We start from the raw sequence: 21106 nt of genomic DNA on the forward strand, positions 1-21106 counted from the left end.
CGTGGCGCGCGTGAGCATCCCGCCGGCCGCCGGTTCGCCGACCCTCGACGAGGTGGCCCGCGTCGCGGGCGTCTCGCGCGCCACGGCGTCGCGGGCGATCAACGGCGGCCAGCGGGTCAGCGCCCGCGCCCAGTCGGCCGTCGACCTGGCGGTGCGCACGCTCGGCTACGTCCCGAACCCCGCGGCCCGCAGCCTGGTGACGCGTCGTACGGACTCCATCGCCGTGCTCGTCCCCGAGCCCGACGACCGCGTCTTCTCCGACCCCTTCTTCGCCGGCACCCTGCGCGGGGTCAACCGCGTGCTCTCCGAGCGCGACATCCAGCTGGTGCTGCTGCTCGCGCGGCCCGGTGCCGACACGGCGCGCACCCTGCGCTACCTGACCAACCGCCACGTCGACGGCGCGATCGTCACCTCCCACCACCGCGACGACCGGCTCGCCGAGCACCTCGCCGACATCGGCCTGCCCTGCGTCTTCGGCGGCCGGCCGTGGACGGGCGGCGACCGGGTGGCGTACGTCGACGTCGACAACGCCGCCGGCGAACGCGAGGCGACCGAGCTGCTGATCGCCCGCGGCTGCAGACGGATCGGTACCGTCGCCGGTCCCACCGACATGACCGCCGCCGCCGACCGCCTCGCCGGCTGGCGCCAGGCCATGGCGGAGGCCGGGCTGCCGACCGACGCCGTCGAGCACGGCGACTTCACCGAGGACAGCGGGGTCGTCGCGACCCGAGCCCTGATGGAGCGGCACCCCGACCTCGACGGACTCGTCGTCGCGTCCGACCTCATGGCCGCAGGGGCGCTCAAGGTGCTGGCCGAGCTGGGCCGCCGCGTGCCCGACGACATCGCCGTCATCGGCTTCGACGACCTGGGAGTCGCGGAGCGGACGACGCCGCCCCTCACCACCGTGCGCCAGCCGGTCGTCGAGATGGCCGAGCGGGCCACCCGGCTGCTGCTCGAGCGGGTCGACGGCGTCGACGGCAGCCACCCGGTGCGGATCGTGATCCCGCCGACGGTCGTGAAGCGCGACAGCGCCTGATCTCGATACGCCCTCGTTTCTCGGGCTACTCGATCACCGAGGAGCGAGCGAGGCGATCAACGCCTCGACCCGGCCCTTGATCTCGTCGCGGATGGGGCGGACCGCGTCGATGCCCTGGCCGGCCGGGTCGTCGAGCGCCCAGTCCTCGTAGCGCGTGCCGGGGTAGAAGGGGCAGGCGTCGCCGCAGCCCATCGTGATGACGACGTCGGACTGCTCGACCGCTGCGTCGCTCAGCAGCTTCGGCTGCTGGCCGGCGATGTCGATGCCGACCTCCGCCATCGCCTCGACGGCGACGGGGTTGATGGAGCCCGCCGGCGCGGACCCGGCCGACAGCACCTCGACCCGGTCGCCGGCGAGGTGGCGCAGCCACCCGGCGGCCATCTGCGAGCGGCCGGCGTTGTGCACGCAGACGAAGAGGACGGTGGGGGTGGTCATCGGACGTCCTCCTGGACGGGGGCGGGAGCAGGGGCGGCGAAGCGGTGGCGCAGGGCGAGGCTGACGTAGACGAGGCCCACCAGGACCGGCACCTCGATGAGCGGGCCGACCACGCCGGCCAGGGCCTGGCCGGACGTGACGCCGAAGGTCGCGATGGCGACGGCGATCGCCAGCTCGAAGTTGTTGCCGGCGGCGGTGAAGGCGAGCGTGGTGGTGCGGGCGTACGACATCCCGAGGGCGTGGCCGAGCAGGAACCCGCCACCCCACATCAGGGCGAAGTAGGCCAGCAGCGGCAGCGCGATCCGCGCGACGTCGAGCGGACGGCTGGTGACCTGCTCGCCCTGGAGCGCGAAGAGCACCACGATGGTGAAGAGCAGCCCGATCAGCGCCCACGGTCCGACGCGCGGCAGGAACGACGACTCGTACCACTCGCGGCCGCGGACCCGCTCGCCGTAGGTCCGGGACAGCCAGCCGAGCAGGAGCGGGATGCCGAGGAAGACGAGCACCGACTTGGCGATCTGCCACGCCGAGACGTCGAGCGCGGCGCCGTCGAGGCCGAGCCAGCCGGGCAGCGCCTCGAGGTAGAACCAGCCGAGCCCGGCGAACGCGATGACCTGGAAGACCGAGTTGAGGGCGACGAGGACGGCCGCTGCCTCGCGGTCGCCGCAGGCCAGGTCGTTCCAGATGATGACCATCGCGATGCAGCGGGCGAGCCCGACGATGATCAGTCCGGTGCGGTAGGCCGGGAGGTCCGGCAGCATCAGCCACGCGAGGGTGAACATCAGGGCCGGGCCGACCACCCAGTTGAGCACGAGCGACGCGACGAGCAGGCGTCGGTCGGCGGTCACCGAGTCGAGCCGGTCGTAGCGGACCTTGGCCAGCACCGGGTACATCATCACGAGCAGCCCGATGGCGATCGGCAACGAGATGCCGTCGACCTCGACCGCCGAGAGGACCTCGTCGAGACCCGGGACCGTACGTCCCAGCAGCAGGCCGGCGACCATGGCGAGGCCGATCCACAGAGGGAGCAGGCGGTCGAGGGTGGAGAGCTTCTCCATGACCTCGGTGCCGTCGTCGGCGCTCACGCGCTGCCGCCGATGAGCGCGGCGATGTCGGCCAGCACCTCACGGCGTACGCCGTAGTAGACCCACACGCCCCGCTTGGTCCGGTCGAGGACGCCGGCCTCGTGCAGCACCTTGAGGTGGTGGCTGATGGTCGGCTGCGAGAGGTCGAACGCGTCGTTGAGGTCGCAGACACACGCCTCCCCGCCCTCGCTCGCGGCCACGATCGAGACCAGCCGGAGCCGCACCGGGTCGGCCAGGGCCTTGAGCAGCGGCACGACCTGCTCGGCGCGCTCGAGCGACAGCGGCTCGCGCAGCAGCGGCGAGCAACAGGCGGCCGTCTCGACGGGGGTGAGGGTCAGCTGGGACGTCGCGGGAGACTTCGACACAGATCAATATTGACAGATGTCGATGTCTGGTGCAATCTCAACACATCGACAACCATCAATATAAGGAGCCACCGTGTCCCGCCTGCAGCTCGCCCTCAACGTCGACGACCTCGAGACGTCGATCGCCTTCTACTCCACCCTCTTCGGCACCGAGCCCCACAAGCTCCGCCCGGGCTATGCCAACTTCGCCATCGCCGAGCCGCCGCTCAAGCTCGTCCTGATCGAGAACCCCGGGAAGGGCGGGAGCGTCAACCACCTCGGGGTCGAGGTCGGGGACGTCGACACCGTCGACGCCGAGCTCACCCGCCTCGCCGCGGCCGGCTTCGCGACGACGGAGGAGCGCGACACCACGTGCTGCTACGCCAAGCAGGACAAGTTCTGGGTGCAGGGAACGCCGGACGGCGAGCGGTGGGAGGTCTACACGATCACCGACGACCTGACCGGCCCGAGCGATGTCGTCGTCGAGGAGTCCCGCGAGCACCTCACCGGGGACGCGCAGCCCTGCTGCGCCTGACCGGTCCGGGCGCCTGAGTCCGGCCTCACACCGTGCGGGATTCACGGGAACACCACTCGTCCCACTAGTGTTGAGCACTCAGACGCCCGGCCGGTCTTGCCCCGGGCGCAGGTCGCCGCTCATCTCCATCGACGCGGCACCCTTCCTCAGCACTTGAGGCACGTAGATCGCGCACATCACAGAAGCGCGGCACACGGTGGCGAGACGCCAACCGAAAGCAACTCACATGAACTTCGCCGAACTCGGCGTGCCCGCTTCGCTTGCCCAGATCCTGGAGCAGCAGGGCATCACCACTCCGACTCCCATCCAGGCCGCGACGCTGCCCGACAGCCTCGCCGGCCGCGACGTCCTCGGCCGTGGCCGCACCGGCTCCGGCAAGACGTACGCCTTCCTCCTCCCGCTGGTCGCCCGCCTCGACAGGAGCAAGCTGCCGGCCATGCCGCGCAAGCCGCGTGCGCTGATCCTGGCGCCGACCCGCGAGCTCGTCGGCCAGATCCACGCCGCGCTGCAGCCTCTCGCCAAGGCCGCCGGGCTGTCGTCCGTCGTCGTCTACGGCGGCGTCGGCCAGAACCCGCAGGTGACCGCGCTCAAGAAGGGCGTCGACATCGTCATCGCCTGCCCCGGTCGGCTCGAGGACCTCATGGGCCAGGGCTACGCCGACCTGTCCGCCATCGAGGTCACCATCCTCGACGAGGCCGACCACATGGCCGACCTCGGCTTCCTGCCCGGCGTGCGCCGGATCATGGACAAGACGCCCCGCCAGGGCCAGCGGATGCTGTTCTCCGCGACCCTCGACAAGGCGATCGACGTCCTGGTCAAGCGCTACCTCGACCAGCCGAAGACCCACGAGGCCGACTCGGCGCAGTCGCCGGTCTCGACCATGCACCACCACGTGCTGCACCTCAGCCGCGAGCAGCGCGTGCCCGTGCTGGTCGACCTGACCAGCGCGCCCGGTCGCACGGTCGTCTTCACCCGCACCAAGCACGGCGCCAAGGCGCTCGCCCGCCAGCTCAACAAGAGCGGCGTGCCCACGGTCGACCTGCACGGCAACCTGTCGCAGAACGCCCGCACCCGCAACATGGAGGCGTTCCACTCCGGGACCGCCACCACGCTGGTCGCGACCGACATCGCCGCGCGCGGCATCCACGTCGACGACGTGTCGCTCGTGATCCACGCCGACCCGCCCACCGAGCACAAGGCCTACCTGCACCGCTCGGGCCGCACGGCGCGCGCGGGCAACGAGGGCACCGTCATCACGCTGATGACCGACGAGCAGCAGCGCGACGTGCGCGACCTGACGCGGCAGGCCGGCATCAAGCCGACCACCACCAAGGTCAGCGGCCCCGGCCACGCGATGCTCGTCCAGCTCGCCCCCGGCGAGCGCAGCCTGCCCGGCGGCCTCGTCGTCGAGGCCCCGGCCTCGTCCGGCGGTGGCGGGCGTGGTCGTTCGACCGGCGCCAACGCCCAGCGCAAGCGGGCCCGCAGCTCGGGCCAGACCAACGGCCAGTCACGTCGGGGCAACCCGACGTCGTACACCAGCGAGACGCCCGGTTCCGGCTCGTCCAGCTCGTCCAACGGGGGTGGCGGCCAGCGTCGTCGCTCCGGCGGCGGCCAGGGCGGCGGCCAGGGCGGCGGCCAGGGCGGCGGCCAGGGTGGCGGCCAGGGCCAGGGCGGTGGCGGCAACCGTCGTCGTCGCTCCGGCGGCGGCTCGTCCGCCGGCGCCTCGACCGGCGCTCGCGCGCACAGCGCGTCGTCGTTCAGCCGCGGTCGCTGACGCAGCAACCTCCACGATTCGCCTCGCCCCCGCGCCTCACGCAGGCTCGGGGGCGAGTGCGTTCCGGCAATGTGCGTACGTCTTTCGTGATCCCCGGCTGACCGGGGATCGCTGAACTTGTCGGCCCGTGCACGGCCTGACATGTTCAGCGAGAGCCTGACAAGTACGCCCTGGAATGGGCGTCGTACGCTGGTGGTTCATCCTTCAACCACCCAGGAGGATCCATGACCGGCCCGGACCAGAGCTTCGACCACAGCGTGCTCGGCACGCGCGAGCACATCTCGCTCGGCCTCGACACGTTCGGGGACGCGCCGCTCGACGGCGCTCCGGGCAACCACGCGCAGACCCTGCGGGAGGTCGTGGCCGAGGCCGTCCTCGCCGATCGCGTCGGCGTCGACTACATCGGCCTCGGCGAGCACCACCGCGCGGACTACGCGATCTCCGCGCCCGACGTCGTGCTCGCCGCGATCGCCGGGCAGACCGAGCGGATCCGGCTGGGCACCGGCGTCACCGTGCTGTCCTCCGACGACCCGATCCGGGTCTACCAGCGCTTCGCGACCCTGGACGCCCTGTCGAACGGCCGCGCCGAGGTGCAGCTGGGCCGCGGGTCCTTCATCGAGTCGTTTGGCCTCTTCGGCCACGACCTGGGTGACTACGACCGGCTCTTCGCCGAGAAGCTCGACCTCTTCTCCGTGCTCCAGCACGAGGAGCCGGTGACCTGGCAGGGCAGCATCCGCGCCCCGTTGGCGGACAAGCAGGTCTACCCGACGACGACGGCGGGCAAGGTGCCGGCGTGGATCGCCGTCGGCGGCACCCCGGAGTCCGTCGTCCGTGCCGCGAAGTACGGCATGCCGCTGGTGCTGGCGGTCATCGGAGGCTCGCCCGCGGCGTTCGTCCAGTTCGCCGACCTCTACCGACGTGCGCTCGGCGAGTACGGCCACGCCGAGCTGCCGATCGGCATGCACTCGCCCGGCCACGTCGCGGCCACCGACGACGAGGCCCGCGAGCAGCTCTACCCCCACCAGGCCGACCTCTACACCCGCCTGGGGCGCGAGCGCGGCTGGGGCCCGTACAGCCGGATCGCCTTCGAGCAGGCCGCCGGTCCGCAGGGCGCGATGTTCGTCGGCTCGCCCGAGACGGTCGCCCAGAAGATCGCCTGGGCCGCCCGGACCCTCGGCCTGTCTCGCTTCCAGCTGAAGTACTCCGTCGGCGCGCTCCCGCACGAGCAGCGGCTGGAGTCGGTCCGGCTCTACGGCGAGGAAGTCATCCCGCGCGTCCGGGAGCTGTTGGCCTCTGCCTAGGCTTGGTGACATGCGCACCTTCATCCGGCGATCGCTGTGGGACGTCGTCCCGCGCGACCAGCGCGACAGCGCCGAGGCCTTCCGGCGACGCCAGGTCGTCGCGGCGATCGTGGTGCTCGTCGGGGCCGCCGTCCTCGGCTGGTCGCTGCGGCTCGAGCCGGGCGGCAACACGTTCTACGTCGCCGCCGTCGTGCTCGCCGGCGTCTGGGCGGCGGGCGCGTTCCTGTCAGGGCGGCTCCACCTGGGCCGGATGGCGCGCGCCAACGAGGTCTTCGTCCGGCCCATCCTCGCGCCGATCCTGGTGGGACTCGTGCTGGTGGGGATCTTCGTCCTCGGCTCGCTCGTGGTCCGCGAGATCCCACCTCTGGCCGACTACGTCAGCTCCGTGCTGGAGTACGCCGACGAGGGCTCGCTGACCGTCCTGGCGATCATCACGTTCTTCAACGGCATCGCCGAGGAGCTGTTCTTCCGGGGTGCGATGTATGCCGCGATCCCGAAGCACCCGGTGTTCTGGACGACGCTCGCCTACGTCGTCGCGACGCTCGCCACCGGCAACGTGATGCTGGGCTTCGCCGCCATCGTGCTCGGCCTGGTGTGCGGACTCGAGCGGCGTGCCAGCGGCGGCATCCTCGCGCCGATCCTGACCCACATCACGTGGTCGCTCTCGATGCTCTTCCTGCTGCCGCTCCTGTTCTAGCTGGCGGCTGACTCCCGCTCGGCCAGCGCGCGGCGCACGGACTCCTCGTAGGTCAGCGGCTCGCCCGGCACGACCTCGCGGATCGAGGTGTCGCGCACGACGACCTCGGTCGACATCGAGTCGATGAGGTTGCGGCCGGTGGTGACGTCGACGTCGGTGACCAGGGCCAGCCAGCGCGACGACAGGCCGGGCGTGAGCAGCGGCACCACGACGATCGGGAGCTTGCGACCGTTCATCGCGAGCGCCACGCCCTGCAGCATCTCGCGGTAGGTCAGCGTCTCCGGGCCGCCGATCTCGAAGACCCGACCCAGCGCCTCTTCCTTGCCGACCACGCCGGCGAGGTAGCGGACCACGTCGTCGATGGAGATCGGCTGGGTGCGCGTGCCGACCCACTTGGGCACCACCATCGCCGGCAGGTTCTTCACCAGCTGGCGGGTGAGCTCCCACGAGATGCCGCCGTGGCCGACCACGATCGCGGCGCGCAGCACCGTGACCGGCACGCCGTCGGAGCCGAGCAGCCCCTCGACCTCGCGCCGCGAACGCAGGTGGGGGGAGAGGTCGTGGCCCTCGTCGCCGAGCCCGCCCATGTAGACGATCTGGTCGACACCGGCGGCGGCTGCCGCGGCGCTGAAGTTGCGCGCCGCGTCGGCGTCCTTGCGCTCGAAGTCGGGGTCGTCGAGGGAGTGGACGAGGTAGATGGCGGCGTCGACGCCCTCGAGCGCAGGACGCAGGGAATCGGCGTCCATGACGTCCGCGCCGACGGCCTCGCCGGGGCCGTCGTACGACTCGGGGCGTCGCGTCATCGCGCGGACCTCGTGCCCGGCGTCGATCAGTGCGGGGACGAGGCGGCGGCCGATGAAGCCTGTCGCGCCGGTGACGAGGACGGTTGCCATGCCCCCATGCTGTCAGCAGGGCCCAGCCGGGTGCGTCTTTCGGGGTCCCCGCGGCGTTGTTCGGGGGAGCGCAGCGGAGGAGAAGAACGTCGTGGGGTGTTATTCATCCCTGCGCGGAGGTCTTGCCGCGGCGGGCGTCGAGCCGCGCCATCGCCGGCGTCGCCGTCACCCCGTGGAGCAGCACGGACGCGATCACGGTGAAGGCGACCGTCGACCACAGCCACGGCTCGTCGGGCACCTGCTCGTGGCTGACCGCGTAGCCGAGGTAGTAGAGGGAGCCGATGCCCCGGACGCCGAAGAACGCGACAGCCCACATCTCGCCGCGGTCGAGCCCGCCCTCGCGGTCCTCGTCGCGTGCGAGCACGGCGAGGGAGGCGTAGCCGACGAGCGGACGGATCACCAGCACCAGCGCCAGCGCGACCGCGATCCCGCGCCAGTCCAGGTGGTCGAGCAGGCCGCGGGTCATCGCCATGCCGAGCACGAGCAGGACGAGCAGCGTCATCAGCCGCTCAAGGCGCTCGACGACGCCGTGCATCGCGCGCTGGTAGGAGTGGCCGCGCTCGGAGGCCCGTACGCGCATCGCGCACGCGAAGACCGCGAGGAAGCCGTAGCCGCCGACCAGCTCCGCGGCGCCGTACGCCGTCAGCAGTGCGGCGAGCGCCAGCAGCGGCTCGCCGTGGTCGGCGAGGCGCAGGTTGTCGCTGCGGGAGTGGAACGCCTGCCGGCCCAGCAGCCAGCCGATCGCGATGCCCACAGCGGTGCCCAGGACGATCTTGCCCACGACGTACCAGCCGATCCACGTGCCGACGTCGGCGAGCGTGAAGCCGCCGGCGATGAGCAGCAGGGCCAGGTGCACGAACGGGAAGGCGAGGCCGTCGTTGAGGCCCGCCTCGGCCGTCAGCGAGAAGCGGATGTCGTCGTCCTCGTCGGGGCTCTCGCGCTCCTCCTCGCTCCGCTCGTCGACGTCCTCGGTGAGCGGCTCGCCCACCTGTACGTCGGAGGCCAGCACCGGGTCGGTCGGCGCGAGCACCGCGCCGAGCAACAGGGCGACGGCCGGAGCCAGCCCGGCGACCCACCAGCCGAGGACCGCCACGCCGAGGATGGTCAGCGGCATCGTGACCGCGAGCAGGCGCCAGACCGGGGACCACGTCCGCCAGGACCGCCACGACCGCAGGTCGAGGGTCCGCTCGATGGCCAGGCCGACGCCCATCAGCGAGATGATCACGGTGAACTCGGTGACGTGCGTGACGAGGTCGCGGTGGTCCGTCGGATCGAGGCTGACCATGTCGGCGGCCGGCAGCATCCCGACCGCCATGCCCACGGCGACGAGCACCATGGGCGGGGACAGCGCGATCCGCTGCGTCAGCTGCGGCAGGACGATCGCCAGCAGCAGGGACAGTCCGAGGACGAAGTAGACCAGGGGACCGCCGGTCAGGGAGTCGGGCACCCCACCAGACTCCCAGTGCACCGGTCGCCGTGTCGCTTCCGTCACCCGGATGGGCGGTCATTGGTCGGGCGGCCGCCTGCCGTCGTACGCGGTCGCGCCTGCAGCGTGGATCCGTGACCCGCCCCGATGATGAGCCGGTGCACACGCCACGACTTCCGCCCGCTGTCCTGCTCGTCGCCGCGGCGCTGCTGCAGCTCCTCGGCCAGCTGCTCCTCCGTCTCCCGTCCGCGCGCGGTCCCGGCGCGGCCGGCGACGCCGGCTCGGGCACGTGGGTACTCGCACACGTCGTCCTCGCGCTGGCCGCGGTGACCCTGCTCGCCGCCCTGGTGCTCGTCGCCCGGCTCGCGGGGCTCGGCCCGCTGACATGGCTCGGTCTCGTCATGCACGCCGTCGGCCAGGCGCTGACGTTGGCCGTCCTCGGCATCGACCTCGGGCTGGGATCCGCGCCCGCCGACGTCATCCGTGCGCTCGACACGTGGGACTTCCTCGCGGTCGCCGGTGCGGTGGTGCTGCTGCTCGAGCTCCGCCGGCGCGGGGGAGTCGGACCAGGGGTCGACCTGGCGCTCATCGCCGTGGCCGTGCCCGCCGTGGAGGGCCTGGTCGTCGTGGCCGCGGGCGCCGTCGTCGTCGGCCTCGGTGCCCTCGCGATCGACCTGGTGCGAGAGCGCAGGCCCCGGTCGTACACCTGGCTCACCGTCGTGACCGTCGTCGCCTACGCCGTGGCCGGAACCGTGAGCTGGCAGCGCGCGGCGCTCGCCGTCGTCGTGCTGGCCTGGACCGCGGTGGCCTTCCGGGCGCAGCGCTCGGCGGCAGGAAGCTAGCGGGCTCGCCTGCTGTCGTACGTCGCCTGGCTCTCGTCGATCGCCTGCTCGTAGGCCGTCACCAGGCCGGCGATGGTGAGCGGCTTGAGGCGGTGGATGAACTCGCGGAGCTGCTCGGCGGTGTAGCCGGCCTCGCGGAACTGCGGCCACACCATCGTGCGGACGATCTCGGACAGCTCCTCGGCGACCTGCCGGCCGTGCTCGGCGTACACCTCGGCGACGGCTTGGGCGGCCTCCGGCGAGATGCCCATCCCCGACAGGCCTCCGGGCACGTCGACGTCGCGGTCGCCGGTGATCGGCGCGAGCAGCGAGAGGTGCCGCGCGATGTCGGAGGGGGTGGCGCTGGCGGGGATGGCGTCGACGTACTTCTCGATCGCGGACAGCGTGAAGCCGTGGCCCTGCAGCTCGCGGACGAGCTCGAGACGGGCGACGTGGTCGGGACCGTAGAAGCCCGAGCGACCGCGGCGTACGGGGGCGGGGACCAGACCGCGCGAGGCGTAGAAGCGCACGTTGCGCGCGCTCACCCCGGTGCGCTGGGTCAGCTCGTCGAGCGTGAGCAGCTCGCTCTCCACCTCGGTCTCCACTGGTTCCTCTCGTGACGCCGGACACACCTGTTGGACTGTGACAGTAATGGTGTCACAATCGCTCGCATGGCAGAAGCATTCGTCTACGACCACATCCGGACGCCTCGTGGCCGCGGCAAGGCCGTCGGCTCGCTGCACGAGGTCAAGCCCGTCGATCTGGTCGTCGGACTCCTCGACGAGCTCAAGACCCGCAACCCCACGCTCGACCCGGCCCGCGTCGACGACGTCGTGCTCGGTGTCGTGACCCCCATCGGCGACCAGGGCGGCGACATCGCGAAGACCGCCGCCCTCAAGGCCGGCTACCCCGAGACCGTCGCGGGCGTTCAGCTCAACCGCTTCTGCGCCTCCGGGCTCGAGGCCGTCAACCAGGCCGCGCAGCGCGTGCGCTCCGGCTTCGAGGACCTGATCCTCGCCGGCGGCGTCGAGTCGATGAGCCGCGTGCCGATGGGCAGCGACGGCGGCGCGTGGGCGATGGACCCGGCCACCGCGCTGCAGACCGGCTTCGTGCCGCAGGGCATCGGCGCCGACCTGATCGCCACGATCGAGGGCTGGAGCCGCGAGGACGTCGACGCCTACGCCGCCGAGTCCCATCACCGCGCCGCGAAGGCGTGGGCCAACGGCTACTTCGACAACGCCGTCATCCCGGTGCGCGACCTCTCCGGGGTCACCGTGCTCGACCGCGACGAGACCGTCCGCCCCGACACCTCGGTCGAGGGCCTCGCCGGCCTCAAGCCGTCCTTCGCGCAGATCGGCAAGGACGCGGGCTTCGACGACGTCGCGCTGGAGAAGTACCACTGGGTCCCCGCGATCGACCACGTCCACCACGCCGGCAACTCCTCGGGCATCGTCGACGGCGCGGCCGTGATGGCGATCGGCACCGAGGAGGCTGGTACGTCGATGGGGCTGACGCCGCGCGCCCGCATCATCGCGACCGCCGTGTCGGGCGCCGACCCCACGATCATGCTCACCGGTCCGGCGCCCGCCGCCCGCAAGGCGCTCGCCAAGGCCGGCCTCGAGGTCGAGGACATCGACCTCTTCGAGATCAACGAGGCCTTCGCCGCCGTCGCCATGCGCTTCATGCGCGACCTGGGCATCAGCCACGACATCACCAACGTCAACGGCGGCGCCATCGCGATGGGCCACCCGCTCGGCGCCACCGGCGCGATGATCCTCGGCACCCTCGTCGACGAGCTCGCACGCCGCGACCAGAAGCGCGGCCTCGCCACGCTCTGCGTCGGCGGCGGCATGGGCATCGCCACGATCGTCGAGCTGGTCTGAGGAGACTTCACATGACTGACACCACCACGCAGACCGCCGTCCGCTACGACCGCGACGCCGACGGCATCGTCACGCTGACCCTCGACGACCCGACGGCCAGCGCCAACACGATGAACGAGCTCTACCAGTCGTCGATGCAGGCGGCCGTCGAGCGGTTGTACGACGAGCAGGACGACGTCACCGGCGTCGTGCTGGCCAGCGCGAAGAAGACCTTCTTCGCCGGCGGCAACCTCAAGAGCATGGTGAAGGCGACGGCCGACGACGCCGACGAGATCTTCGCGATGGGCGAGGCCGTCAAGGCCAGCCTCCGCAAGCTCGAGACCTTCCCCCGGCCCGTCGTCGCCGCGATCAACGGCGCCGCCCTCGGTGGCGGCCTCGAGATCGCGCTCGCCGCCAACCGGCGCATCGCCGTCGACGACCGCTCGGTCAAGATCGGCCTGCCCGAGTCGACGCTCGGCCTGCTGCCGGGCGGCGGCGGGGTCACCCGCGTCGTACGCATGCTGGGCCTGCAGTCCGCGCTGATGGACGTGCTCATGCCGGGCACCCAGTTCGATCCGCAGGGCGCGCTCGCCAAGGGCCTCATCGACGAGGTGCTCCCGACGCGCGAGGAGCTCGTGCCGGCCGCGAAGACGTGGATCCTCGAGCACCAGGACGAGGACTCGGCGAAGAACCCGTGGGACCGCGCGGGCTACAAGATGCCGGGCGGGACGCCGAAGACCCCCGCACTCGCGCAGTTCCTGCCGGCCTTCCCGGCGCTGCTGCGCAAGCAGACCAAGGGCGCGATCTACCCCGCGCCGCGCGCGATCATGAGCGCCGCGGTCGAGGGCGCGCAGGTCGACTTCGACACCGCGTCGCGCATCGAGAGCCGCTACTTCACCAGCCTGGTCGTCAGCCAGCAGTCCAAGAACATGATCCAGGCGTTCTTCTTCGACCTCCAGGCGATCAACTCCGGATCCCTGCGCCCGGAGGGCATCGAGCGCTGGCAGGCCACCAAGGTCGGCGTGCTCGGCGCCGGGATGATGGGCGCCGGCATCGCCTACTCGTGCGCCCGCGCCGGCATGCAGGTCGTGCTCAAGGACGTGTCGGCCGAGGCCGCGGAGAAGGGCAAGGCCTACTCCGCGAAGCTCAACGCCAAGGGCGTCGAACGCGGCAAGATCACGCAGGAGAAGGCCGACGAGCTGCTCGGCCGCATCACCGCGACGGCCGACCCCGCCGACCTCGCCGGCTGCGACCTGGTGATCGAGGCCGTCTTCGAGGACCCGTCGCTCAAGGCCAAGGTCTTCGCGGAGATCGCGCCGTTCATCAATGACGACGCGCTGCTCTGCTCCAACACCTCGACGCTGCCGATCACCGAGCTCGCCGGTGGGATCGACCGTCCCGCCGACTTCATCGGGCTGCACTTCTTCAGCCCCGTCGACAAGATGCCGCTGGTCGAGATCATCCGCGGCGCGGAGACGTCCGACCTCGCGCTCGCCAAGGCGTACGACGTCGTGCAGCAGATCCGCAAGACGCCGATCGTCGTCAACGACTCGCGCGGCTTCTACACCTCACGCGTCATCGGCACGCAGATCAACGAGGGCCTCACGATGCTCGCCGAGGGCGTGCACCCGGTGTCGCTCGAGCGGGCCGCGACCTCGGCCGGCTTCCCGGTCGGGCCGCTCCAGATCAGCGACGAGCTCAACATGGAGCTGATGGCCAAGATCCGCAAGGCCACCGAGGACGCCGCCGCGCGCGACGGCGTCGACCTGGGCGACTACCCGGCCGGCGACGTCATCGCGACCATGATCGACCTCGGCCGCCCGTCGCGGCTCAAGGGCGCCGGCTTCTACGACTACGACGACAACGGACGTCGCACGTCGCTGTGGCCGGGGCTCGCCGAGCACTTCCCCGTCGCGGAGCAGCAGGTCCCGATCCGCGACGTGCGCGACCGGATGCTCTTCATCGAGGCGCTCGAGACCGCGAAGTGCTTCGAGGAGGGCGTGCTCACCTCGGCCGCCGCGGCCAACATCGGCTCGATCATGGGCATCGGCTTCCCGCCGCTCACCGGCGGCGCGGCGCAGTTCATGACCGGCTGGCAGGCGCTCGACGAGACCGGCCACGGCGTCGGCCCGGTCGGCCTCGACGCCTTCCTGGCCCGGGCCGACGAGCTGGCCGACGCGTACGGCGACCGGTTCTGCCCGACGCCCTACCTCCGCGACCTCGCGGCGAAGGGCGAGTCCTTCCCCGCCTGACCTCGAGTCGGCGCATCTGTACGCGACGGGGGTGCCGAGTCGGCGCGAATGTTCGCGAGATGCGTGCCGAGTCGGCGCGAATGTTCGCGAGATGCGTGCCGAGTCGGCGCATCTGTGCGGGGTGGTTCGTGCAGATGCGCCGACTCGACGGGTCTCGGGTGTACCGATGCGCCGACTCGATGCGTTTCCGGTGTGCAGATGCGCCGACTCGGCGACACTTGTCCGGTGACCCAGGCCCCCGCCGTCGTCGTCCGCGACCTCCACGTGCGCTTCGGCGACGTCGAGGCGGTGTCGGGGGTCGACCTGACCGCGGACAGCGGACAGGCGACCGCGCTGCTCGGGCGCAACGGCGCGGGCAAGTCGACGACCATGAAGGTCCTCGCGGGCGTCGTGCCCCCGACCGCCGGTGAGGTCACGGTCGGCGGTCACGACGCGGCGACCGACGCGCTCGGCGTGAAGCGGGTCGTCGGCTACTGCCCCGACGTCGGCGGCCTCGTGCCGCGGGCCACGCCGTGGGAGCACCTGCAGCTCAGCGCCCGGCTGCGCCGGATGGACGAGTGGGAGGAGCGCGGCCGCGACATGCTGGAGCGCTTCGAGCTCGGCGATGTCGCGCACCGGGTCGTCGGCGGGTTCAGCCACGGCATGAGCCGCCGGCTCAGCGTCGTGCTGGCTGCGCTCCACGAGCCGACCGTGCTCCTGCTCGACGAGCCCTTCGACGGTGTCGACCCGCTCGGCGTCGAGGCGACCCTCGAGGTCGTCGCCGACGCCCGGGCGCGCGGCGCCTGCGTCCTGCTCTCCACCCACCTGCGCGACCTGGCCCTCGAGGCATGCGGCACCGCGGTCGTGCTGCGCGGCGGCAACCGTGTCGCCGCCATGCAGGCCGGCGAGCTGACCGGCGAGGCCTACCGTGCGCTCCTCGACTGACTCCTGGGCCGACGCGCTGCGCGACACCGGCCACCTGGTCGCGTTCCGCGCCCGGACCGTACGCCGACGCGGTGCCTCGCTCGTCGGACTGGTCGTGGTCCTCGGGCTGACCGCCGTCTTCGCGGTCGCGCCCAACGGCTTCGAGCTCAGCGGCTCGGGATCGGCCGCGCTCGACCGCGCGGTGGCCGCGCTGGAGGACAACCTCGGCGGGGCCTTCCTCGGGTTGCTGCTGCTCGCCATCAGCTCCTCGATGGGCAGCGGGGGCGGCCGCGAGCTGCTGTCGCGCAGCGAGGTGGCGATCCATCCGGTCAGCCCGGTCACCGAGCACCTCGGCGCCCTCCTGCTCGCCCCGCTCAACCTGGCCTGGCTCGTCCAGATGTGGGGCCTGCTCACCGTCACCTCGCTCGTCACGGCCTCTGACCGGCTGCTCGGTGCGCAGCTCGTGGTGCTCGCCTGGGTGCTTGCGGCCACCTCGCTCGGCCAGGCCGTCGGCTGGGCCGCGGAGGGCGTACGTCGTACGCCCCACGGCGTCGTCGTGGTCCGGGTCGTCAGTGGTGTGGTCGTCGTCCTCCTCGCCGGTCTGCACCTCGCCGGCGTGCTCGGCCCGGTGGTCCGCTCGCTGCCGACGACCTGGCTCGCCGAGTCCGCCCAGACCTCGAGCTGGCCGGTGGCCGTGCTCGTCCTGCTCGCCCTCGCGGCCGTCGGCGTCGTCGTCGGCGCCCGCCCCGCGGCCTGGGCCCTCGGGCTGCCGCCGCGCGAGGAGCTGCGTGTCCAGTCCGGCGTCCACGAGGCGCGGCACGCGCCCGAACCGCGCTGGGGCTCGCCCGACCGCGCGCTCCTGCACCGGCTCGACCGTGGTTCGGTCTGGCGGTCGGTCGGGATGCGGCGCGGACTGATGGTGCTCGGCATCGGTCCCGGGCTCGTCGCGCTCGTCGCCGGTCTCCAGTGGAGCTCGGTGATGCTCCTCCCCGGCCTGACCGCGAGCGGGGCCGCGCTGCTCTTCGGCGTCAACGCGTGGTGCCTCGACGGCAAGGGCATGGTGTGGCGCGAGACCCTCCCGGTGTCCGCCGCCGACGTGTTCGGCGTACGCACCCTCGTCGTCGCGGAGTGCCTGGCGATGGTGTCAGGCGTGACCATCGTCCTCGCCCTCCTGCGCAACGGGATGCCGCCGCTCGTCGTCGGCGCCGCGGTGCTGTCGTGCTGGGCGGTCGTGCTCGTGCAGGTCCTCGCCATCGTGATGACGTGGTCGGTCCGATCCCCCTACGCCGTCGACCTGTCCTCGCCGCGCGCGACCCCCGCGCCGCACGCGTCGATGGCGGCGTACGCCGGCAAGCTCTCGCTCGTCACCACGCTGACCGGGATGGTCTTCACGACCATCTCGACCGGCCCGTGGGCCTGGCTGCCGCCGGCCATGGCGGTCCCGTTCCTGACGTACTCCGTCTGGAAGCTGCGCCGGGCCCGCCGTCGGTGGCTCGCGCCCGCCGAGCGGGCTCGTGTCGTGCTGACCGTCGCCGCTGTCTGACGGGCAGCGCCATTTCGTGATCCCCGGCTGACCGGCTCTTCCTGAAGTTGTCAGGCCTTGCGCGGGCCGACAAGTTCAGCGATCCCCGGCTGACCGGGGATCACGAAGGTGAGCCAAGCCCGTGCATACGTGGTATACATACCCGGTATCTACGGCCCACGGGGGGCAGTGGGTCGTGACCACGGAGGCGCGGATGTCGATCCGGCAGGCAATGCTGGCGATCCTCGAGCAGGGGCCGATGTACGGCTACCAGCTGAGGGCGGAGTTCGAGCAGCGGACGGGGGAGACCTGGCCGCTCAACGTCGGGCAGGTCTACACGACCCTCACCCGGCTCGAGCGTGACGGACTGGTCGAGGTCGTCGTTGACGAGACAGGGAGCGGGAACGCCGGGCACGGGGGTGTCGGCGAACCGCTCGGATCCGATCGCACGCACGTCTACCGCGCGACCGAGGCCGGGCGGAGCGAGGTGTCGGAGTGGTTCGCCACGCCGGTGCCTCGCTCCCAGCCCCCGCGCGACGAGCTCGCCATCAAGCTCGCGATCGCCGTGACGCTGCCCGGCGTCGACGTCGGCACGATCATCCAGCGCCAGCGCAGCGCCACCATGGCCTCGCTCCAGGACTACACCCGCCTCAAGCGGACCGGTCGCGCCGCGACACCCCAGGACCCCGCCGATCTCGCGTGGAGCCTGGTCCTTGACTCGCTCGTCTTCGACGCCGAGGCCGAGGTGCGCTGGCTCGACCACTGCGAGGCGCGGTTGCGGCGTGCCGCGATGGAGCGCGGAGAAGTACGCACGGGGGCCGCGAGCGCGACGACGTCCGAGGGGGCCACCCGATGAACGCCGTCCTCCACCTCGCCGCCGCCTCGCGCGTCCACGGCGAGGGTGCCACCGAGGTGCACGCGCTCCGCAGTGTCACCTTCCGCGCCCACCCCGGCGAGCTCGTCGCCGTCATGGGTCCGTCCGGCTCCGGCAAGTCGACGCTCCTGACCCTGGCCGGCGGCCTCGACGCCCCGACGTCCGGCTCGGTCTGGATCGAGGGCACCGACCTCGCCTCGCTCGACAACGCCGGGCGCGCGCGCATCCGGCGTACGTCGGTGGGCTACGTGTTCCAGGACTTCAACCTGATCCCCGCCCTGACCGCCGCCGAGAACGTCGCCCTGCCCCGGGAGCTCGACGGCGAGAAGTCGAGGATCGCGCGCCGACTCGCGATCACCGCCCTCGAGGAGGTCGGCATCGCCGACCTCGCCGACCGCTTCCCCGACGAGATGTCGGGCGGCCAGCAGCAGCGCGTCGCGATCGCCCGCGCGATCGTCGGCGAGCGCCGGCTGATCCTGGCCGACGAGCCCACCGGTGCCCTCGACACCGACACCGGCGAGGAGATCCTCCGGCTGCTCCGCGCGCGCTGTGACGCCGGTGCGGCCGGGGTGATGGTCACCCACGAGGCACGGCACGCCGCCTGGGCCGACCGCGTCGTCTTCCTGCGCGACGGGGTCATCGTCGACGAGACCGGCGCCGATGAGCCCGAGGCGCTGCTCGCCGACGAGGCGGCGAGGTGAACGGCTGGCGCCCCGCGCTGCGCATCGCGTGGCGAGACGCCCTGCGCCACAAGGGCCGCAGCATCCTGGTCCTGGTGATGATCAGCCTGCCGGTGCTGGCGGTCAGCGCGGCGGCGGTGGTGATCAGGACCGTCGAGGTCACCGGGCTCGAGGGGGCGGAGCGCCACCTCGGCGCTGCTGACGCCCGGGTGCTGACGGAGGGCAGCGGGCGCATCATCCAGGCACCCGACCCGACCGACGGGGACTGGGCGTTCGACGGCGAGTCCGACTACGAGGACCCGCCCGGCGAGGCGGCCGTACGCGCGGTGCTGGGCCGGGACGTCCGCCTGCTCCCGATCACGAGCGGGTGGTCGCGCGCCCGGCTCGACGACCGGGTGGTGGAGTTCTCCACGACCGGCATCGACCTGTCCGACCCGCTCGCCGCCGGACTGTTCGAGCTCGAGGCCGGCCGTCTGCCCGAGGCCCGCGGCGAGGTCGTGGTCAACGGCGCGATGCTCGAGAAGGGGTTCAGCGTCGGCGACGAGATCGAGGTCGCCGACCGCACTCTGGTCATCGCGGGCGCCGGTCGGGACGCGACCAACCGCGCGATGCCGACAGTGCTGGGCTCCGCTGCCGACCTCGCCGACGAGGCGACGAACCGGCGCGAGTGGCTGGTGGACGCCGGCGGCCCGGTGTCGTGGTCGACGGTGCGCGACCTCAACGAGATCGGCGGCGTGGTCACCTCACGCGCGGTGCTGGCCGACCCTCCCGATGTCGCGTCGGTGGCCGAGCAGCTGGGCTACGACGAAGGCCAGGACCAGACTCTGGCGATCCTCGCGCTCATCGTCGTGATGGCCCTGATCGAGGTCGTCCTGCTGGCCGGTCCGGCGTTCGCCGTGGGCGCGCGTCGGCACGCACGGACGCTGGCCCTGATCGCCGCGTCCGGGGGCACGCCCGCCCAGTCGCGCCGCGTGATCCTCGGCAGCGGGGTCGTCCTCGGCCTCGTCGCCTCGGCCCTCGGTCTCGTGCTCGGCATCGTCGCTGGCTGGGCACTCCTGCCCGTGGTGCAGCGGTTCCAGGGCGAGTGGTTCGGCCCGTTCGACCTGCCCTGGCCCGTCCTTGCCGCCATCGCTGCCTTCGGGCTCGTCTCGGCACTCCTGGCATCGGTCGTGCCTGCCTGGCTCGCCAGCCGCCAGGACGTCGTGGCCGTGCTCGCCGGACGCCGAGGCGACCGCCGGCCCCGTGTGTCGACCCCGGTTCTCGGGCTGGTGCTGCTCGGTGTCGGCATCGCGGCGTCGGCGTACGGCGCGGTGACCTCCGACGGCGGCGGCGGCTCCCTCTGGATCGCCGCCTCCGCGGTCATCTCGGTGCTCGGCATGATCCTCGTGGTGCCGGTCGTCGTGTCCACCGTGGCCCGGCTCTCCAGCCGGCTGCCGCTGACGGCGAGGTACGCCGCCCGCGACGCGGCACGGCACCGCACGCGGACCGTGCCGGCGGTGGCCGCCGTCGCCGCGACGGTGGCGGGAGTCGTCGCGCTCGGCATCGGCAACGCGAGTGACGAGCGGCAGAACGAGATGACGTACACCCCGCAGGCGGCGTTGGGCACCGGCTACGTCACCTGGGGGCCGGAGGTGCTGGAGGGGGAGGAGCCGCCCGATCCGACGGCGACGTGGGCACGCGTCGAGGAGACGGTCCGTTCGACCGCTCCGGGCGTCGGGGTCCGCCCGCTGCGCGGGGTGCAGGACTTCTACGACCCGGCCGGCTACACGACGACCACGGTCGAACCGCCGCGTGAGCTGGAGTCCCAGGTCTTCGGTGTCATGACCTACGGCCCCACGGTCGCCGTGGCCGACGGCGCGGACGAGCTCGGCATCGACGGAGGGACCGCCGCGGCCGTGGATGCCGCGCTGGGCGACGGGCGGGCCGTCCTGTTCACCACGGTCGCCGACACCGTCGCCGACGTCACCGTCCGCCAGGAGACGTGGCTCGAGGACGGCACCGAGCCACAGGTCGAGTCGAGCGAGGTCGTCGGGGCTCGGCTGGTGCCGTGGGACACGTCGACCGCAGGCGCCGCTCCGGCGCAGGCGGTGGTGCCACCCGCGATGGCCGAGCGGCTGGGGCTCGACCTCGAGATCGCCAGCCTCCGCCTCACCGGCGACCTCGACCCCACCACCGAGACTCGGATCAAGGAGGCCGTGCAGGGAGCCGTCGAGGGCACATACGTCTACGTCGAGCGCGGCTACCAGCGCCCGGACCACGCGGTGATCATCCTGCTCGTGCTGGGCGCTCTCGGTGGCGTGCTGATGCTGGGAGGCACCCTCACCGCGACGTTCCTCGCGCTCTCCGATGCGAAGCCCGACCTCGCCACGTTGTCCGCGGTCGGCGCGGCTCCACGGACCCGCCGTCGGGTCGCGGGGTCGTACGCCCTGGTGATCGGCTTCGTCGGCGCGCTGCTCGGTGCGGGGGTGGGCTTCATCCCCGGCATCGCGATCTCGCGGCCGCTGACGGCGAGCTTCGGGAGCTCCGGCCCGGGCCCCGACGGGCCGTTCCTCGACATCCCGTGGCTGCTGATCGTCGCGATCGTGGTCGCGCTCCCGCTGCTGACCGCCGCGGTCGTCGGGCTGTCGGCCCGCGCCCGGCTGCCGCTGGTGGCGCGCCTCGACTGA

Annotated in this window: 19 protein-coding genes; 13 read left to right on the top strand and 6 right to left on the bottom strand. The window is 72.3% G+C overall.

All coding sequences use genetic code 11. The annotated features are described in order from the left end of the window. Positions 1-10: 10 nt before the first annotated feature. Positions 11-1036, top strand: coding sequence for a LacI family DNA-binding transcriptional regulator (locus EUA06_RS15770; protein WP_165354417.1), 1026 nt, complete (start codon positions 11-13; stop codon positions 1034-1036). 33 nt (positions 1037-1069) lie between these two features. On the opposite strand, the gene EUA06_RS15775 is transcribed toward EUA06_RS15770, so the two are convergent. Genes EUA06_RS15775 through EUA06_RS15785 form a run of 3 tightly spaced genes read right to left on the bottom strand, consistent with a single transcriptional unit; the run spans position 1070 to position 2921 of the window. Next, entirely contained in the window at positions 1070-1471 is a 402-nt protein-coding gene (locus EUA06_RS15775) for an arsenate reductase ArsC (protein WP_129477510.1), read from the bottom strand. Then, positions 1468-2529: an ACR3 family arsenite efflux transporter gene (gene arsB / locus EUA06_RS15780; protein WP_129477814.1), complete on the bottom strand. Its 1062-nt coding sequence runs from the start codon at positions 2527-2529 to the stop codon at positions 1468-1470. The genes EUA06_RS15775 and arsB overlap by 4 nt, the downstream gene beginning before the upstream one ends. Before the next feature lie 23 nt (positions 2530-2552). Further along, positions 2553-2921: an ArsR/SmtB family transcription factor gene (locus tag EUA06_RS15785; protein WP_242498186.1), complete on the bottom strand. Its 369-nt coding sequence runs from the start codon at positions 2919-2921 to the stop codon at positions 2553-2555. 73 nt (positions 2922-2994) lie between these two features. Between EUA06_RS15785 and EUA06_RS15790 the strand changes: the two genes are divergently transcribed. From EUA06_RS15790 to EUA06_RS15805, 4 genes are all read left to right on the top strand, one after another. Next, entirely contained in the window at positions 2995-3435 is a 441-nt protein-coding gene (locus EUA06_RS15790; RefSeq protein WP_129477512.1) for an ArsI/CadI family heavy metal resistance metalloenzyme, read from the top strand. A 226-nt stretch (positions 3436-3661) separates the two neighbouring features. Further along, positions 3662-5209: a DEAD/DEAH box helicase gene (locus EUA06_RS15795; RefSeq protein ID WP_129477514.1), complete on the top strand. Its 1548-nt coding sequence runs from the start codon at positions 3662-3664 to the stop codon at positions 5207-5209. A gap of 224 nt (positions 5210-5433) precedes the next feature. Then, positions 5434-6510 carry an LLM class flavin-dependent oxidoreductase gene (locus EUA06_RS15800; protein ID WP_129477516.1) on the top strand — a complete coding sequence of 359 codons (1077 nt, stop codon included), beginning with the start codon at positions 5434-5436 and terminating at the stop codon, positions 6508-6510. Positions 6511-6520: 10 nt separating this feature from the next. Next, complete coding sequence (locus EUA06_RS15805; RefSeq protein ID WP_129477518.1) at positions 6521-7207, top strand: CPBP family intramembrane glutamic endopeptidase; 687 nt, start codon at positions 6521-6523, stop codon at positions 7205-7207. Here EUA06_RS15805 and EUA06_RS15810 read toward each other — a convergent pair. Beyond that, positions 7204-8100: an NAD(P)H-binding protein gene (locus EUA06_RS15810; protein WP_129477520.1), complete on the bottom strand. Its 897-nt coding sequence runs from the start codon at positions 8098-8100 to the stop codon at positions 7204-7206. The genes EUA06_RS15805 and EUA06_RS15810 overlap by 4 nt on opposite strands. 103 nt (positions 8101-8203) lie before the next feature. Next, entirely contained in the window at positions 8204-9547 is a 1344-nt protein-coding gene (locus EUA06_RS15815; RefSeq protein ID WP_242498187.1) for a cation:proton antiporter, read from the bottom strand. A gap of 113 nt (positions 9548-9660) precedes the next feature. Between EUA06_RS15815 and EUA06_RS15820 the strand changes: the two genes are divergently transcribed. Further along, positions 9661-10368 (top strand): hypothetical protein, encoded by a 708-nt coding sequence (locus EUA06_RS15820; RefSeq protein WP_129477522.1) that lies wholly within the window; start codon positions 9661-9663, stop codon positions 10366-10368. Here EUA06_RS15820 and EUA06_RS15825 read toward each other — a convergent pair. Beyond that, positions 10365-10952 (bottom strand): helix-turn-helix domain-containing protein, encoded by a 588-nt coding sequence (locus EUA06_RS15825; RefSeq protein ID WP_242498188.1) that lies wholly within the window; start codon positions 10950-10952, stop codon positions 10365-10367. The two genes, EUA06_RS15820 and EUA06_RS15825, sit on opposite strands and share 4 nt — an antisense overlap. A 66-nt stretch (positions 10953-11018) precedes the next feature. On the opposite strand from EUA06_RS15825, the gene EUA06_RS15830 reads away from it, so the two are divergent. From EUA06_RS15830 to EUA06_RS15860, 7 genes are all read left to right on the top strand, one after another. After that, positions 11019-12230: an acetyl-CoA C-acetyltransferase gene (locus EUA06_RS15830; RefSeq protein ID WP_129477524.1), complete on the top strand. Its 1212-nt coding sequence runs from the start codon at positions 11019-11021 to the stop codon at positions 12228-12230. A gap of 11 nt (positions 12231-12241) precedes the next feature. Then, entirely contained in the window at positions 12242-14461 is a 2220-nt protein-coding gene (locus EUA06_RS15835) for a 3-hydroxyacyl-CoA dehydrogenase NAD-binding domain-containing protein (RefSeq protein ID WP_129477526.1), read from the top strand. Between the two features lie 225 nt (positions 14462-14686). Next, positions 14687-15385: an ABC transporter ATP-binding protein gene (locus EUA06_RS15840; RefSeq protein WP_242498189.1), complete on the top strand. Its 699-nt coding sequence runs from the start codon at positions 14687-14689 to the stop codon at positions 15383-15385. Continuing rightward, positions 15369-16907 (top strand): hypothetical protein, encoded by a 1539-nt coding sequence (locus tag EUA06_RS15845; protein ID WP_129477530.1) that lies wholly within the window; start codon positions 15369-15371, stop codon positions 16905-16907. Before EUA06_RS15840 ends, EUA06_RS15845 begins: the two co-directional genes overlap by 17 nt. A gap of 193 nt (positions 16908-17100) precedes the next feature. After that, on the top strand, positions 17101-17742 hold the full coding sequence (locus EUA06_RS15850; protein ID WP_129477822.1) for a PadR family transcriptional regulator: 642 nt from the start codon (positions 17101-17103) through the stop codon (positions 17740-17742). Beyond that, on the top strand, positions 17739-18461 hold the full coding sequence (locus tag EUA06_RS15855) for an ABC transporter ATP-binding protein (RefSeq protein WP_129477532.1): 723 nt from the start codon (positions 17739-17741) through the stop codon (positions 18459-18461). Before EUA06_RS15850 ends, EUA06_RS15855 begins: the two co-directional genes overlap by 4 nt. Continuing rightward, entirely contained in the window at positions 18458-21106 is a 2649-nt protein-coding gene (locus EUA06_RS15860) for an ABC transporter permease (protein ID WP_129477534.1), read from the top strand. The genes EUA06_RS15855 and EUA06_RS15860 overlap by 4 nt, the downstream gene beginning before the upstream one ends.

Origin of the sequence: Nocardioides glacieisoli (assembly GCF_004137245.1) — a bacterium.
GTDB classification, from domain to species: domain Bacteria; phylum Actinomycetota; class Actinomycetes; order Propionibacteriales; family Nocardioidaceae; genus Nocardioides; species Nocardioides glacieisoli.